This is a genomic window from Streptococcus pneumoniae, assembly GCF_001457635.1.
Taxonomy (GTDB): Bacteria; Bacillota; Bacilli; order Lactobacillales; family Streptococcaceae; genus Streptococcus; species Streptococcus pneumoniae.
Genome location: NZ_LN831051.1, coordinates 517,317 through 533,714, shown reverse-complemented (window position 1 = coordinate 533,714; position 16,398 = coordinate 517,317). Strand labels below are relative to the sequence as shown.

The following is a 16,398-nucleotide window of genomic DNA, read 5'->3' as shown; positions in this document are numbered from 1 at the left end:
AATCTTGTCAAGAAGGTGTAAACTTATCCTTCTTTCACACGAAGATTGATTACACTTGTGATATCTTGATAGATTTTCACTGGCACATCAATCAAACCAACCGCTCGAATCGGAGCTTGTACTTGAATATGACGTTTATCAATCTTAATTCCAAATTGCTTTTGCAATTCTTCTGCAATCTTCTTATTGGTAATAGAACCAAAGGTACGACCATCTGGACCAACTTTTTCAACAAATTCTACAACAGTTTCTTCTGCTTCAAGTTGTGCTTTAATTGCTTTTCCTTCTGCAATCATCTCAGCGTGAGCTTTTTCTTCCGATTTTTGTTTACCACGAAGTTCACCTACAGCTTGAGCAGTCGCTTCTTTGGCTAGATTCTTTTTGATAAGAAAGTTTTGCGCATACCCTGTTGGTACTTCCTTAATTTCGCCTTTTTTACCTTTTCCTTTAACATCTGCTAAAAAGATTACTTTCATTCTTCTTTCTCCTTTTCCTTTATTTCATTTAATACAATTTCTGTCAGTTTTTCACCTGCTTCTGACAAGGTTACATCTTTAATTTGAGCTGCTGCCAAATTAAAGTGGCCTCCACCGCCTAACTCTTCCATAATCCGTTGTACATTCAGTTTACTACGACTTCGAGCTGAGATAGAGATAAATCCTTGTGTATTCTTCGCAAGAACAAAACTCGCTTCAATACCTGACATGGCTAACATGGCATCTGCTGCCTTACTAATAACAACTGTATCATAGCATTTCGTGTCCTTAGCCTCTGCTATTAGTACATCTGAACCTAATTTACACCCCTGTAAAATAAGTTCATTAACCTCACGATATTCTTCAAAATCTGTCGCAGCAATTTCCTGGATAGCAATACTATCACTTCCGCGCGTTCTGAGATAGCTAGCAACATCAAATGTCCGACTAGTTACTCGCGAGGTGAAATTTTTAGTATCCAACATCATACCAGCCATCAAAACACTTGCTTGCATACGACTCAAACGATTTTTCTTAGAATTCTGGAACTGAATCAATTCCGTTACCAACTCACTGGCACTACTTGCACCACTTTCGATATAAGTAATGACTGCATTATCTGGAAAATCCTGATCCCTTCTATGGTGGTCAATAACAATGGTTTGGGTAAATAAATCATAAAATTCTTTTGATAATGTTAAGGCTGTCTTTGAATGGTCTACAAGAATCAACAAAGAACGATTGGTCACCATCCCCATTGCATCCTTAACAGACAACAACTTCGTAACTCCTTCTTTTTCTATGAATGAAACAGCTCGTTCAATATCTGGAGACATTTGTTCTTCATCATAAAGAGCATAGCTATTTTCAATCACATTGCTGGCGAACAACTGCATACCTACAGCAGAGCCCAAAGCATCCATGTCTAAATTTTTGTGACCGACTACAAAAACCTGATCTACACTCCGAATCTTATCTGAAATAGCTGTCATCATAGCGCGCGTACGAGTCCGTGTACGCTTGATTGAAGCAGCAGACCCACCACCAAAATAAACTGGATTTTTCGTTTCGTCGTTTTCCTTAACAACCACCTGGTCGCCACCACGTACTTCAGCCAAGTTCAAATTGAGCAAAGCAACTTTCCCTATCTCATCATGATTTCCATCGCCATAAGAAAATCCCATACTTAAAGTCAAGGGCAACTGTCTCTGTTTCGACTCTTCTCTGAAAGCATCAATAACAGAAAATTTATCATTCATCAAGCCCTCAAGCACCGTGTAGTCAGTAAATAGATAAAATCGATCCATACTTACCCGACGAGAAAACATCATGTATTTTTCTGAAAACTCTGATATAAAATTAGCTACAAAACTATTGATTTGACTAATATCTGACTCAGAAGTTGCATCCTCCAAATCATCATAATTATCCACAGAGACAATCCCAATCACTGGTCGACTTGTTACCAATTCATCTGTTATGGCTTGTTCCCTGGATACATCTACAAAATACAAAACACCGGAAGAAGCATCCATATGAACAGCATAACGCTTCTCACCAAGCTTGGCATAAGTAGACGGATTTCCTACTGAAGCCTTGATAATCGTTTGAACAGCTTCTAAATCAAAATCACCATCTTCCTTGGTCAAAATCAATTCAGCATAGGGATTAAACCACTCAACCTCTCCAGAAGATAAATTCAATTTCATAACACCTACAGGCATCTGTTCCAATAGAGCTGTCAAACTTTCTTCCGCTTGGTGGTTTACATACTGTATCTGTTCTACATCACTCCTTGTATAATGCACTCTCAGTTTCTTAAATAAAAAAACATAGCCTCCTACAAAAAGAAACAAAATTAAAACCGTCAACAGATTATTATTAACAAAAATAATGAAAGTGGATAAGACTCCAAACGCAATCAATCCTACTAGAATAGGAAAAATTGGACTTACATAAAATTTTTTCATTCAAAACCTCTTGGCACCCATTATACCATAATACCCCTCAAAAAGCGACTTTTTAAAAGTGTAATCAGTAATTCTATCAATTATAAGAAAAAGGTAGTTTACAATTCAGTAAACCTACCTTTACACATATTGAAATTAAGATTCTTTAACCTCTAACAAACCAATTTCGCCATCCTCACGACGATAAATCACATTGGTTGTCTGATCTTCAACATCCACATAGATAAAGAAATCATGCCCCAATAAATCCATTTGTAGAATTGCTTCTTCCAAATCCATTGGTTTTAAATCAATTTGTTTTGAACGAACAACTTTAGACTGGACAATATTTGAATCTTCCACCAAAGCATCTGTAAATAATTGACCAGTTGCTACCTTATTTTTATTTTTACGCTCGATTTTTGTTTTATTTTTACGAATCTGACGTTCAATTTTATCAGTTACAAGGTCAATTGAACCATACATATCTTGAGATACATCTTCTGCGCGGAGAGTAATAGATCCAAGCGGAATCGTTACTTCCACTTTAGCCGTTTTTTCACGATAAACTTTTAAGTTAATTCGGGCATCCAACTCTTGTTCTGGTTGGAAGTACTTTTCGATCTTTTCGAGTTTAGAAACTACATAATCACGAATTGCTTCTGTTACTTCTAGGTTTTCACCACGGATACTATATTTAATCATATGAGTACCTTCTTTCTAAACATTTTTGTTTTTATGATTTTATTATAACGCTTTCATTCTATTTTTGCAAATTTTTTCCTCATCTTACAAGGGAAAATGTTTTTACATCCTTAGCACCGGCTTCTTCCAACAGTTTCTTAACACGATTTATAGTTGCTCCTGTAGTATAGATATCATCTATAAGTAGGATTTTTTTAGGAATAGTGACTCCACTTTTAATAAAGAAAGGAAGTTCTGTCCCCAAGCGCTCTGAACGATTTTTAGAAGAACTGGCTCTCTCTTCTCTTTTCTCTAATAAATCTAGATACTCAAAGCCTGCTACCTCTACCAAGCCCTCAACCTGATTAAATCCTCTATTAGCATATCTATCAGGACTTAGGGGAATTACAACAAATTGATACTCTTTGTACTTTTTCAACTCCTCACTTAAAAATGAAGCGAAAACTTTTCTTAACAGGAAGTCTCCATCAAACTTATACCGACTGAAAAAATCCTTCATAGCTTGATTGTAAGTAAAAATCGCTCTATGACTGACTCCAACTCCTTCTTTACACCAAAGTTGACAATCTTGACACTTTGTTGACAACTCTGTTTTCATACAATTTGGACAGTTCTCTTCCCCAATTCTTTCAAAAGTAGAATCACAGTCTGAACAAAGACAAGAGTCATCATTCCTCAGAAGTAAGAGACTACTAAAAGTTAAAACAGTCTTCATAGTCTGCCCACATAACAAGCACTTCATAGACCAGCCTCCTTATTCATCATCTGAATTTCCTTAATCGCCTTCTTGATTGAAGCATTTAACCCATCATGGAAGAAAAGCAAATCTCCTGTCGGTCTATCCATGCTTCGTCCAACTCGTCCACCAATCTGAATCAAACTAGACTTGGTAAACAAACGATGATTGGCCTCTACTACGAAAACATCCACACAAGGGAAGGTAACTCCACGCTCCAAGATTGTCGTACTGATAAGTATTGTCAGTTCTCCATCTCGAAAAGCTTGTACTTGCTCTAATCGATCCTCTGTTACAGAAGATACAAAGCCAATTTTCTCATTTGGAAATTGCTCCTGTAAGATTTCTGCTAACTGCTCCCCTTTCTTAATTTCTGAAGCAAAAATGAGTAACGGATAAGCTGTCTTTCTCTGCTTCTCAATATAGGACTTTAACTTTGGTGACAAACGATTCTTGTCTAAGTAGCGATTAAAATCCGATAACCAAATTGGTTTTGGAATAATCAACGGATTTCCATGAAACCGTCTCGGTAAATTCAGTCTTTTTAGTTCTCCTAAACGGACCTTTTTATCTAACTCATTGGTCGAAGTCGCTGTTAAAAAGATTCTCAATCCATTCTCCTTTACACTATTCTTGACAGCGTGGTAAAGCATGGGATTATCAACATAAGGAAAAGCATCTACTTCATCCACTATCAGCAAATCAAAAGCTTGATAAAACTTCAATAACTGATGGGTTGTTGCAACAACTAGTGGTGTTCGAAAATAAGGTTCCGATTCTCCATGTAGCAAAGCTATTCCGCAAGAAAAATCCTGTTGCAGGCGCTTGTACAGCTCCAAACAAACATCTATGCGAGGACTAGCCAAACACACTGCACCACCCGCATTGATCACTTTAGCCACTACTTGATAAATCATTTCTGTCTTTCCAGCTCCTGTTACCGCATGAACTAAGGTTGGCTTTTGCTTGTCTACTGCTTGAAGCAGTCCCTCTGACACCTTCTCTTGAAAAGGAGTTAATTGGCCGCGCCATTTGAGAACATCTTGCTTCGGAAAATCCTCCTGCGGAAAATAGTATAAAGTTTGATCACTTCTGACTCGCTTCATCAGCAAGCACTCTCGACAATAGTAAGCACCGATGGGCAAATACCATTCTTCTAGAATAGTACTATTACAACGTTGACAGAAAAGTTTCCCCTTCTCCTTTCTCATTGCTGGAAGTTTCTCCGCCAACTGACGTTCTTCTTCTGTTAATTCATTCTCAGTAAATAAACGACCGAGATAATCTAAATTTACTTTCATACTTCTTTATTCGTAAAAACTAGCACTTTAGATGATTTTTTAGTACAATTAAATCATGGAATTTAGGACAATTAAAGAGGACGGCCAAGTCCAAGAAGAAATCAAAAAATCTCGCTTTATCTGCCATGCCAAGCGTGTTTATAGCGAAGAAGAGGCTCGTGACTTCATTACTGCCATCAAAAAAGAACACTACAAAGCGACACATAACTGCTCTGCCTTTATTATTGGAGAACGTAGTGAAATTAAACGTACAAGTGATGATGGTGAGCCTAGTGGTACTGCTGGTGTTCCCATGCTTGGGGTACTAGAAAATCACAATCTCACCAATGTCTGTGTGGTCGTGACACGCTACTTTGGTGGTATTAAACTAGGCGCTGGAGGACTAATTCGTGCTTACGCCGGCAGTGTCGCCTTAGCTGTCAAAGAAATTGGTATTATTGAAATAAAAGAACAGGCTGGCATTGCTATTCAAATGTCTTATGCTCAGTACCAAGAGTACAGTAACTTCCTTAAAGAACATGATCTCATGGAGCTGGATACAAACTTTACAGATCAAGTCGATACGATGATTTATGTTGATAAAGAAGAAAAAGAAACTATTAAAGCTGCACTTGTGGAGTTTTTTAATGGAAAAGTCACTTTAACTGACCAAGGTTTACGAGAGGTTGAAGTTCCTGTAAACTTAGTGTAAACAATGAATAATACAGCGTTTCGTTGACATTCTCACAACTACTTTAGCGAGCAAAATAAAAAGATGCGTACCAAAATATACTAGAAAATGAAGCAATTCAAACGAAACCTGATATCGTTTTCCTTCACACCTATTTACTAGAATTAACTGAACGCAATCACTTGAAAATTAATGACTTTGATCTATGATATATAGAAATCCTATCGCTTCGATAGGATTTCTATATTTTACAAATGGTATGGATAGCGTTATACTAAAGATATCTTATACAAAGAGGTATTCATATGTCTATTTATAACAACATTACTGAATTAATCGGTCAAACACCGATTGTTAAACTTAACAACATCGTGCCAGAAGGTGCTGCAGACGTCTATATAAAGCTTGAAGCATTTAATCCTGGTTCATCTGTAAAAGACCGTATTGCCCTTAGCATGATTGAAAAAGCTGAACAAGATGGTATTCTGAAACTTGGTTCTACTATTGTTGAAGCAACAAGTGGAAACACCGGTATTGGACTTTCATGGGTAGGTGCTGCTAAAGGGTATAAAGTCGTCATCGTTATGCCTGAAACTATGAGTGTAGAACGACGTAAAATTATCCAAGCTTATGGTGCTGAACTCGTCCTAACTCCTGGTAGCGAGGGAATGAAAGGTGCTATTGCTAAGGCTCAAGAAATCGCTGCTGAACGTGATGGTTTCCTTCCTCTTCAATTTGACAATCCAGCTAATCCAGAAGTACACGAAAGAACAACAGGAGCTGAGATACTAGCTGCTTTCGGTAAAGATGGATTAGATGCCTTTGTTGCTGGAGTAGGTACTGGTGGAACGATTTCTGGTGTTTCTCATGCACTCAAATCAGAAAATTCTAACATTCAAGTTTTTGCAGTAGAAGCAGATGAATCTGCTATTCTATCTGGTGAAAAACCTGGTCCTCACAAAATTCAAGGTATCTCAGCTGGATTTATTCCTGATACACTTGATACTAAAGCCTATGATGGTATCGTTCGTGTAACATCAGATGACGCTCTTGCACTCGGACGTGAAATTGGTGGAAAAGAAGGCTTCCTTGTAGGGATTTCCTCAGCTGCAGCTATCTACGGAGCCATCGAGGTTGCCAAAAAATTAGGTACAGGTAAAAAAGTCCTTGCCCTAGCACCAGATAACGGTGAACGTTATCTCTCTACAGCACTTTATGAATTGTAACCGTCCAATAACGAAGTCTATTGAAAAATCTCCAGACTAGAGAACTCACGGATAGTTCCTAATCTGGAGATTTCTTATTTGCACTTTTCTTGTACAACTTTAGTCCATGGTAAATAGGCCTCTAAAACCTCTTTGTTTACGAGAGTTTCCACGTTTGGAAGACATTCTAGAAGATAGGATAGATATTTCTCACTATTTATAATGGATTGAAATAAGATATGAACAAATCGATTAGGACATGATGGTAAAGCGTAATCCCTTGTTTCTCAGCTTTCCCAGACAAAAAAGTCCAATAGTAAGTCAGCTGACTATCACTCTCTAGCACCCTATAAGAAGTTTCATCCGCATGAAGTAAGGGCTGAGTCAATAGTCTCTCTCGCAAGAGGTTATAAAGGGGCTCCAAATAGTATTGACTCGTCTTGATATGCCGATTAGAGATTTCCTTACGTGTGATTGGTAAACCCATCCTAGCCCAATCTTCTTCTTGGCGATAATTGGGTACCTTCAGATTAAACTTCTGATGGATGATGTGAGCGATAATAGAAGCTGAGCCAAAGCTATGCGCTAAAGGGGCTTTAGGAATAGGAGCATCCAGATGATTATTTTTTACTCGTTATGGACAATGCTATATGGCATAAATCAAGTACCTTAAAGATTCCGACTAATATTGGTTTTACCTTTATTCCTCCATACACACCAGAGATGAACCCATTGAACAAGTGTGGAAAGAGATTCGTAAACGTGGATTTAAGAATAAAGCCTTTCGAACTTTGGAAGATGTCATACAAGGACTAGAGAAGGAGGTGATAAAGTCCATCGTTAATCGGAGACGGACTAGAATGCTTTTTGAAAGCAGATGAGTGTAAAAAGAAAGTCCTCATTTCAATAGAAATCACGACTTTCTGATGGATTTATAGTAAAATGAAATAAGAACAGGACAAATCGATCAGGACAGTCAAATCGATTTCTAACAATGTTTTAGAAGCAGAGGTGTACTATTCTAGTTTCAATCTACTATATTTTTGGAGTGATAGAAAAGCCCTTCATAAGCTAGTCTACTTGTTCAGGTGCGAGAGCTTTGACATCCTTTTCTGTACTTAGCCAAGTCAGTTTTCCGTTCTCAAAGCGTTTATATAGTAGCCAAAATCCTTGACCATCCCAGTAAAGGACTTTAAAGCGGTCTTTACGTCCACCACAAAAGAGAAAGACTTGACCGGAGAAAGAATCCAATTCAAAGTGGGTTTTAACTACATAGGCTAATGAGTCTATTCCCTGCCTCATATCTGTCTTGCCACAAACAATGTGAACTTGACCTAAATCACTTAGTTGAATCATCATAGTACAATACCTTTCCTCCGATAATTATTTTTTATCTAGTATACTGGAAGTTGGGGAATTAGGATAGATACCTTGTTATGACGCGCTTACTATGAATTTGAAGTATAGTCTCCTAAATGCACTTAGCCCTTATTATAGGGCTTTTTGTTTTAATTATTCTAATCGAGTGAGACTGGGGGAAAAACAATTTCAGGAAAAATATAAGCCCTATACAAAAAAGGAAGCAAATTGCTTCCTTTCTATTATTAGTTATTCAAGGCTGCTGCCATTGTAGCTGCAACTTCAGCTTCGAAGTCGTTTGCAGCTTTCTCGATACCTTCACCAACTTCAAAGCGAGCAAACTCAACTACCGAAGCGTTAACTGATTCAAGGTATGCTTCAACTGTCTTGCTGTCATCCATGATGTAAACTTGTGCAAGAAGTGTGTAAGCTTGGTCAACTTTAGTATTATCAAGCATGAAGCGATCCATTTTACCTGGGATAATTTTGTCCCAGATTTTTTCTGGTTTGCCTTCTGCAGCCAATTCAGCTTTGATGTCAGCTTCAGCTTGAGCAATAACATCATCAGTTAATTGAGCTTTTGATCCATACTTCAAGTGTGGAAGAGCTGGTTTATTAACCATTGCACGGCTTTCGTTGTCTTGGTCGATAACGTGATTCAATTGTGCCAACTCATCTTTAACGAATTGCTCATCCAATTCTTTGTAAGAAAGAACTGTTGGTTTCATCGCTGCGATGTGCATTGACAATTGTTTAGCAAGTGCTTCGTCTCCACCTTCAACAACTGAAATAACACCGATACGTCCACCGTTATGTTGGTATGCTCCAAAGTGTTGTGCGTCTGTTTTTTCAATCAATGCAAAGCGACGGAATGAGATTTTCTCTCCGATAGTTGCTGTTGCAGATACGTATGCAGCTTCAAGAGTTTCACCTGAAGGCATTATCAAAGCAAGAGCTTCTTCATTATTAGCAGGTTTTCCTTCAGCAATGACTTTAGCTGTAGTATTTACCAATTCAACGAATTGAGCGTTTTTTGCAACGAAGTCAGTTTCAGCGTTTACTTCAATAACTGCTGCAACATTACCGTTAACATAAACACCAGTCAAACCTTCTGCAGCAACACGGTCAGCTTTCTTAGCTGCCTTAGCCATACCTTTTTCACGAAGCAATTCAATCGCTTTTTCGATGTCACCGTCTGTTTCTACAAGCGCTTTTTTAGCGTCCATAACACCGGCACCAGATTTTTCACGCAACTCTTTTACAAGTTTAGCTGTAATTTCTGCCATTTTAATTCTCCTATATTTTTTGAAAATAGGAGAGCCGGGCTAAGCCCCGCCCTCCTAGGTAATTACTATTTGTATAAATTAAGCGTTGTCACCTTCTACAACTTCAACGATTTCTTCAATTGAATCTGCTTGAGTTTCTGAAGCTGCAAATTCTGCTTCAACTGCTACTGCATCCTCACCTTGACGTCCTTCGATAATAGCGTCAGCCAATTTAGCTGTGATCAATTTAACAGCACGGATAGCGTCATCGTTAGCTGGGATGATTACATCGATATCATCTGGATCAGTATTGGTGTCAACCATCGCTACAACTGGGATTCCCAATTTTTTAGCTTCTTTAACAGCGATTTGCTCTTTATGTGGGTCAACTACGTACATCACATCTGGGATACGAGGCATATCTTCGATACCGCCCAAGAATTTTTCAAGACGCGCACGTTGTTTGTTAAGAAGTGCAACTTCTTTCTTAGGAAGAACTTCGAAAGTTCCATCTTCTTCCATACGTTTAATTTCTTTCAAACGAGCGATACGTTTTTGGATTGTTCCCCAGTTTGTAAGAGTTCCACCCAACCAACGGTGGTTGATGAAGTATTGACCTGAACGTACTGCTTCTTCAGCAACTGCATCAGCTGCTTGTTTCTTAGTACCAACGAACAATACAACTGCATCGTTAGCTGCTGCATCACGCATGAAGTCGTATGCTTGGTCAGCGTATTTTACAGTTTGTTGCAAGTCGATAACGTGGATTCCGTTACGTTCAGTAAAGATGTACTTAGCCATCTTAGGATTCCAGCGACGAGTTTGGTGACCAAAGTGTACACCAGCCTCAAGAAGTTGTTTCATTGAAATTACTGCCATGAGTATTTCTCCTTTTTGTTTTTTTCCTCTTCTTGACTTCAACTCGCAAAACGACCCAAGGGCAACTGCTTCACAATTCATCAAGAATGAGTATTATCGTTCACACGACAATTTTCATTCTACCATACTTTTCCAATATTTTCAAGCTATTTTGATATAATTTTTAATAGGGATTGTCACGGTAAAACCTGAAAAGAGGGCTCTATTCGAGTCCCTCTGTAAATTAATCTGCATAAATATATGTAACAAAACCTTCAGAAGTTGTTGTTGGATTGAACCATCCACGGTGATTTCCAATTGTACGATTACCTGCATAATTTGATTCTGATACTTGGATACGTGTTGTTGATTCAACAGCTGTAACAACCGCTACGTGACCATATCCACCATCATTCCAACATGCAATTGCTCCAACTTGAGGTGTTGAACCTGTACGGAAACCTGCTGCTGCTGCACTTGTAGCCCACTGTGCTCCATTACCCCAGTAGTCTCCAGCCCAAGGTGCCAATGTTTTTACTCCCCATGTACATTCTCCAATTGGATAACTTGAAGCGTTTGTACTGTATGTTGGACGAACTTTTGCACGGACAGGTGCTGCTGCAGATTCAGATACTGCTTGCACTTGAGCTGTTAAGTTAGTGTTTGCTGAAGCAAGTACTGATTGTTGTTGGCTAGCTCGTTTTTCTTTATAAGCTGCTTCTGCTACCGCAGCTGCACGAGCCTCTGCCTCAGCTGCTGCTTTTTGCTCTAATAGACTTGCTTTTTCCCCTTCAGCTGTCGCTTTCTCAGCAGCAAGACTTAATTCAGCAGCTTTTAGTTCTGCCTGTTTCGTAGTCAATGCTTGAGCATCATCAGCCAATTTTTGTTGATTAGCAATTACAGTATTGATAGCATCATTATTTGCTACTTGTTTTTCAGAAATAGCTTTTTTATCTGCCTTTTGTTGTTCTAACATTTTGTTGTTTGCAGATACGATTTCACTCATTGCAGCAACACGTGAAATAGCTTCTGTAATTGATTTTGAGTTTACAATGGTATTGATATAGCTAGTTACGGCTCCATTTGTTTGAGCACTACGAGCTTGTTTTTCCAACGATTGGTTACGAGAAACAATGTTTTTAGAAAGTTCTGTAATCTCACCCTCGAGTTTCTTAGATTCTGCTTGTAATCTATCATTTTCAGCTTGCAAGTTAGACTGCTCAGCTTGAATAGCTGATACTTGCTCCTGAATTTGGTCAACTTGTTTTTGGGCTTCTTGTTGTTGTGCTGTTAAGTTACTAATTTTATTATCTTGAGCAGCAATTTTGTCATCAGTCGTTTCTGCATGCGCAGTTGTTAAAACAGCTACTTGAGAAACCATTACTGTACTTAATAAAAGTGACGCTAAGATTTTTTTCTTCATATTACGTAGATACTCCTTCTTTTAAAGACAATACTAGTATACCAAAAAAAGGCCTAATAAATATTACGCCTTTGTTACATTTATATGTCGTTCTTATAGATAATATTTTTCAAAAATAAATTGAAAAACAGTAATCCATAAAAAATTTAAAATCATCGTCGGTACCAAGCTATAGACTATAAAAATCGACATGCTATCTACTGTCAACCCTACCATAAAAGCCAAAAGATAACTACCCATTTCAAACAGGAATGTCAGCACAATCATAGCTAGCATTCTTGTCCAACGATTCAACAAAATAACACTATTCAATTTATGAAGGAAGGCTCCCAATAAGATAAATAAGAGAGTTGTAATCCCTATTAGATGGAAAAAGTAAACATCATAAACCAAGCCTATAACAAAACAATAGACTAGGTAGAGATACTCTGATACTTCTATCGTCTCAAATAAGAGAAATAGAAAAAGAAAATGACTAGCCAAATGTACATGGGGGAAAAATGAGCCCAGAAGCTGGCTAATATGGGCGTCAATTAGAACAAAGAAAGGAAGCAATAAAAATACTCCAACTCGCTTCAACTGTCTCATTATGAATTCCCCACTAATTCTATCACATCTACATTATGAGTATCTGCACTCAATTTAACAGTTACTTCTCGTGTCAAATAGTCTGTACTATGCGTTGTGGCAACCACTTCACCAACAGGAATATCAGCAACGTTAAAGTTTCCTAATCCACCAGTAGTCACCTTATCTCCCGCACTAATATCGCTATTACTATTTAATTGGCTAATTTTAAGAACGTCATTTTCCTTGTCATAGCCAATAATAATTCCATAAATTGTAGTAGAGCCATGTTGAATTTTAACAGAAATCTTATCAGCATTTTCCGTATTTGTCAGAAGGTTGACTATAGTAGAGTTCTCCTCTACTTTTGAAACACTCCCAATCAAGCCACCATTTGCAATAGCTAACATGTTCTCAGAAGCACCTTTTGATCTACCTGCATCTAAGGTCAACTCCTGCTTCCAAGATACCGGAGAACGCATAATAACATCTGCTGCTAAAGTCTTTGTGGCTTGCAATTTAGACTTCATATCAAGCAATTGGCGCAGTTGTTCATTTTCTGTCTTTAAACTTTCCACCTCATTTGATTTAACTTCTAATTGGTAAAGCTGTTTCTTCAAACTTTCATTTTCATTATATGTTCGTGTCAAATGAGCCAAATCTGATTTGACAGAATCAAACCACTGAAAAGGTTTTTGTACAACTCTATCAACCAATGAGATTCCATCTCCTAATTTTGTCACAATTGTACTTGAATAAGTCGTCGCTAAGAGAGCTGACACAAGCAGAACAGTGACAAAAACAATAATGACATATTTTGATTTTTTAAAACGGTTCATATCCCTACCTTTATATCAAAAACTGTTACAGTAACTTTTTATCAATTCCTGAAAGCTACTAAGATTTTAAGAAAAATAAACAACAACCAAGTACGAGAATAACAAGAATGGTCAGCGTATCCTTTAGAGTCCATTTCAATTGTCGGTATTGACTTCTGCCTTTTCCACCCTGATAGCCACGCGCTTCCATAGCGATAGCCAAGGAATCTGCACGTTTTAAACTTGTCGCAAAAAGAGGAATCAAAATGGGAATCATCGCCTTTACTTTTTGAACGATGCTTCCTTCTCCAAAATCCACTCCACGAGCTTTCTGTGCATTCATAATCCGAGTCGTATCATCCATCAAGGTTGGGACAAAACGCAAACTCATAGACAGCATCAATCCAATTTCATGAACTGGAACTTTCACACGCTTTAAAGGTGCTAATAAAGCTTCGACAGCTGATGCCAAACTTAAAGGCATGGTTGTTAAGGTTAACAAAGTTGAAAAGAAAATAATCAATACAAAGCGACAAAAAATAATCCCAGCTTGTTGCAAAGCATAATCCGTGATTCTCACAAACGAAAACTCAAATAAAACATTCCCATTAGAAATGAAAAATAGTTGAAAAATAGTTGTGAAGGCAATCAAGAAAAACATAGACTTCAAGCCCTGAATAAAAAATGAAAGAGATACTCCTGACAAGGCAATAAATATCCCTGTCGCTATAAAAAGAATCAGATTCGTCAAGGGGTTATTAGCCCAAAACACAATCAAAATCAGTAGCATCATAGCAAGCAATTTGCTACGTGGATCCAATCGGTGAACAATCGAATCCCCTGGGATATAACGCCCCAAAATCATACTATCCATTTAGCGACTCCTTGAACTCCTCTATCTTAATCGGTAATCGTTTAAATGACACGCCTCTATCAGCCAATCGTTTACAAAAGGCCGTAATTTTAGGTACTCCCAACTGAACTTCTTCCATAAAAACAACGTCTTGAAAGACATCACTTGGTTTGCCCCCCTTTACTAAACGTCCCTTTTCCATTACATAGACTTGATTAGCATATTCAGCAACATCATCCATCAAATGCGTTACCAAGACGATGGTCATCCCTGACTGGTGGAGTTTTTTGAACAGGGTCATCAACTCTTTTCTCCCTAGAGGATCTAGACCAGCTGTTGGCTCATCTAAGACTAATATAGATGGCTCCATGGCAAGTATGCCTGCAATGGCAACACGTCTCATTTGTCCCCCTGACAGCTCAAACGGACTACGATCAAAAAGTGATTCATCAATTCCAACCAGAGCCAGTTTCTCACGCGCAGTCTTCACAGCATCTTCTTCAGAAACTCCAAAATTTTGCGGTCCAAAAGCAACGTCCTTCAAAACCGTTTCTTCAAAAATCTGATTTTCAGCAAACTGAAATACCAAGCCAACCTGTTTTCTAATTTGACGAATATCTTTATTTTTAGAAGTCGAGGTGATTAAGGTATCAAAAACCCTCACACTCCCTTGACTTGGCACCAATAAACCATTTAAGAGTTGTAAAATAGTTGATTTACCACTACCTGTGTGCCCAATTAAAGCTGTATAAGAGCCATCTTCAATCGTCAAAGAAACATCCGACAAAGCTGCTGAAGCTAAGGGAGTACCTTCTTGATATATAAAATTCACATTTTCTAGAGCAATTCCCATAGCTTATCCTCTAGCTCACTTTCTGTCAAATAATTTTCAGGTAAATCATAGCCATTCTGGCTCAAAGATTTTTTTAATTGATTAGCAAAAGGATCGTCTAATCCAATTTGATCTAAATCATTTCGAGAGAAAAGCTCCCTTGGACTACTAGTTGATTCAATTTCCCCTTTTTTCATGACCAATACGCGATCACTCATGGCGACTTCTTCCAAATCATGGGTAATAGAAATGACCGTCATATCATAGTCTTTTCGAATTCCTTTTACTGTCCCAATAAGTTCTCTACGCCCCTCAGGATCCAACATACTCGTTGCTTCATCTAAGATTAAAATAGCTGGTCTTAGGGCTACAACACCTGCAATGGCCACACGTTGCTTTTGGCCACCTGATAGACGCGCTGGCTCTCTCTTTTTAAAGTCCAACATGCCAACTAAAGCCAGAGCTTCTTCCACTCTCTTTTTCATTTCTTGACGAGAAAGTCCCTGATTTTCCAAACCAAAAGCAACATCATCTTCAACAGTCGCTCCAACAAATTGATTGTCTGGATTTTGAAAAACCATACCGATTTGACGACGTATATTCCAAACATTTTCCTCAGTCAAACGTTGGCCATCAATTACAATCTCTCCGGATTCTGCTTCCAGTAAGCCATCAATTAATCGAACCGTCGTTGATTTACCACTACCATTATGCCCTACAATCGAAAGCCATTCTCCACGTTTCACGTGAAACGTAATATCCTTCACATCGTAGTAGTTCTGATTTTCTTTATAGCGAAAAGAAAGATTTTTTACATCAATTATTGATTTCATTTCGAACCAAATGTCCCTTTAAATACATAGGCACTACCCTTGAAATAGTCATAGCCAGAGTAGATAGTGAAAAATAAGGCTACATAAAGTAGAACTTGACCAAGCAAAGTCCAATGTAATAGCAAGAAAATAATAGCAAACATCTGACTAAAAGTTTTAATTTTTCCAGGCATTGCTGCTGCTAAAATTGTTCCACCAGTTTCAACCAATAAAAGCCTTAAACCTGTCACAGCTAACTCACGACAGATAATCACTGCAACAATCCAAGCCGGAGCCATACCTAACTCAATCAACATAATAAAAGCCGACATAACTAGTAACTTATCCGCCATAGGATCTGCAAATTTACCAAAATTACTGACCACATTCCATTTACGAGCTAAATATCCATCTAAATAGTCGGTAATACTGGCAACAGCAAAGATAATAGCTGCAACTATATGACTCTCTATCGAATTTCCTATCGTTAAAATAAAGATAAAAATAGGTATAAAGAGAATTCGACCTATTGTTAAGAGATTGGGAATTTGTTCTTTTTTCATTCGTTT

Annotated in this window: 17 protein-coding genes and 2 pseudogenes; 3 read left to right on the top strand and 16 right to left on the bottom strand. The window is 38.0% G+C overall.

Annotation, left to right across the window (positions count from 1 at the left end; translation table 11 throughout):
* Positions 1-23: 23 nt before the first annotated feature.
* From rplI to AT689_RS02850, 5 genes are all read right to left on the bottom strand, one after another.
* On the bottom strand, positions 24-476 hold the full coding sequence (gene rplI, locus AT689_RS02870) for a 50S ribosomal protein L9 (protein WP_000864220.1): 453 nt from the start codon (positions 474-476) through the stop codon (positions 24-26).
* Positions 473-2,446, bottom strand: coding sequence for a DHH family phosphoesterase (locus AT689_RS02865; protein WP_000715109.1), 1,974 nt, complete (start codon positions 2,444-2,446; stop codon positions 473-475). Before AT689_RS02865 ends, rplI begins: the two co-directional genes overlap by 4 nt.
* 135 nt (positions 2,447-2,581) lie before the next feature.
* Complete coding sequence (hpf, locus tag AT689_RS02860) at positions 2,582-3,130, bottom strand: ribosome hibernation-promoting factor, HPF/YfiA family (protein WP_000599104.1); 549 nt, start codon at positions 3,128-3,130, stop codon at positions 2,582-2,584.
* Between the two features lie 79 nt (positions 3,131-3,209).
* Positions 3,210-3,872, bottom strand: a complete 663-nt coding sequence (locus AT689_RS02855; RefSeq protein WP_000649975.1) for a ComF family protein — start codon at positions 3,870-3,872, stop codon at positions 3,210-3,212.
* Entirely contained in the window at positions 3,869-5,167 is a 1,299-nt protein-coding gene (locus AT689_RS02850; RefSeq protein ID WP_000867601.1) for a DEAD/DEAH box helicase, read from the bottom strand. The genes AT689_RS02855 and AT689_RS02850 overlap by 4 nt, the downstream gene beginning before the upstream one ends.
* A gap of 55 nt (positions 5,168-5,222) precedes the next feature.
* On the opposite strand from AT689_RS02850, the gene AT689_RS02845 reads away from it, so the two are divergent.
* Positions 5,223-5,858: a YigZ family protein gene (locus AT689_RS02845; protein WP_000395739.1), complete on the top strand. Its 636-nt coding sequence runs from the start codon at positions 5,223-5,225 to the stop codon at positions 5,856-5,858.
* 284 nt (positions 5,859-6,142) lie between these two features.
* Positions 6,143-7,063 (top strand): cysteine synthase A, encoded by a 921-nt coding sequence (cysK, locus tag AT689_RS02840; RefSeq protein WP_000029860.1) that lies wholly within the window; start codon positions 6,143-6,145, stop codon positions 7,061-7,063.
* A 238-nt stretch (positions 7,064-7,301) separates the two neighbouring features.
* Here cysK and AT689_RS02835 read toward each other — a convergent pair.
* Positions 7,302-7,652 (bottom strand): annotated as a pseudogene (locus AT689_RS02835) (IS66 family transposase); the annotation flags it as partial.
* Between AT689_RS02835 and AT689_RS12380 the strand changes: the two are divergent.
* Positions 7,652-7,923 (top strand): annotated as a pseudogene (locus tag AT689_RS12380) (transposase); the annotation flags it as partial. The pseudogenes AT689_RS02835 and AT689_RS12380 sit on opposite strands and share 1 nt — an antisense overlap.
* A gap of 190 nt (positions 7,924-8,113) precedes the next feature.
* Here AT689_RS12380 and tnpB read toward each other — a convergent pair.
* The 10 genes from tnpB to pgsA all read right to left on the bottom strand — a co-directional run bounded on the left by tnpB (position 8,114) and on the right by pgsA (position 16,392).
* Positions 8,114-8,401, bottom strand: coding sequence for an IS66 family insertion sequence element accessory protein TnpB (tnpB, locus tag AT689_RS02825; protein ID WP_000973412.1), 288 nt, complete (start codon positions 8,399-8,401; stop codon positions 8,114-8,116).
* A 245-nt stretch (positions 8,402-8,646) separates the two neighbouring features.
* Positions 8,647-9,687 (bottom strand): translation elongation factor Ts, encoded by a 1,041-nt coding sequence (tsf, locus tag AT689_RS02820; RefSeq protein ID WP_000808063.1) that lies wholly within the window; start codon positions 9,685-9,687, stop codon positions 8,647-8,649.
* Between the two features lie 78 nt (positions 9,688-9,765).
* On the bottom strand, positions 9,766-10,545 hold the full coding sequence (rpsB, locus tag AT689_RS02815; protein WP_000268466.1) for a 30S ribosomal protein S2: 780 nt from the start codon (positions 10,543-10,545) through the stop codon (positions 9,766-9,768).
* Between the two features lie 223 nt (positions 10,546-10,768).
* Entirely contained in the window at positions 10,769-11,947 is a 1,179-nt protein-coding gene (pcsB, locus tag AT689_RS02810) for a peptidoglycan hydrolase PcsB (RefSeq protein ID WP_000727012.1), read from the bottom strand.
* A gap of 93 nt (positions 11,948-12,040) precedes the next feature.
* A complete protein-coding gene (mreD, locus tag AT689_RS02805; RefSeq protein ID WP_001249454.1) occupies positions 12,041-12,535 on the bottom strand; it encodes a rod shape-determining protein MreD in 495 nt (164 codons plus the stop codon).
* A complete protein-coding gene (mreC, locus tag AT689_RS02800; protein ID WP_001078983.1) occupies positions 12,535-13,353 on the bottom strand; it encodes a rod shape-determining protein MreC in 819 nt (272 codons plus the stop codon). The genes mreD and mreC overlap by 1 nt, the downstream gene beginning before the upstream one ends.
* 58 nt (positions 13,354-13,411) lie before the next feature.
* Positions 13,412-14,206 (bottom strand): energy-coupling factor transporter transmembrane component T family protein, encoded by a 795-nt coding sequence (locus AT689_RS02795; protein WP_000377893.1) that lies wholly within the window; start codon positions 14,204-14,206, stop codon positions 13,412-13,414.
* Complete coding sequence (locus AT689_RS02790) at positions 14,199-15,038, bottom strand: energy-coupling factor transporter ATPase (protein ID WP_000510406.1); 840 nt, start codon at positions 15,036-15,038, stop codon at positions 14,199-14,201. Before AT689_RS02790 ends, AT689_RS02795 begins: the two co-directional genes overlap by 8 nt.
* Positions 15,023-15,850 (bottom strand): energy-coupling factor ABC transporter ATP-binding protein, encoded by an 828-nt coding sequence (locus AT689_RS02785; protein ID WP_000835715.1) that lies wholly within the window; start codon positions 15,848-15,850, stop codon positions 15,023-15,025. Before AT689_RS02785 ends, AT689_RS02790 begins: the two co-directional genes overlap by 16 nt.
* Complete coding sequence (gene pgsA, locus AT689_RS02780; RefSeq protein ID WP_000712132.1) at positions 15,847-16,392, bottom strand: CDP-diacylglycerol--glycerol-3-phosphate 3-phosphatidyltransferase; 546 nt, start codon at positions 16,390-16,392, stop codon at positions 15,847-15,849. Before pgsA ends, AT689_RS02785 begins: the two co-directional genes overlap by 4 nt.
* Between the last annotated feature and the right edge of the window lie 6 nt (positions 16,393-16,398).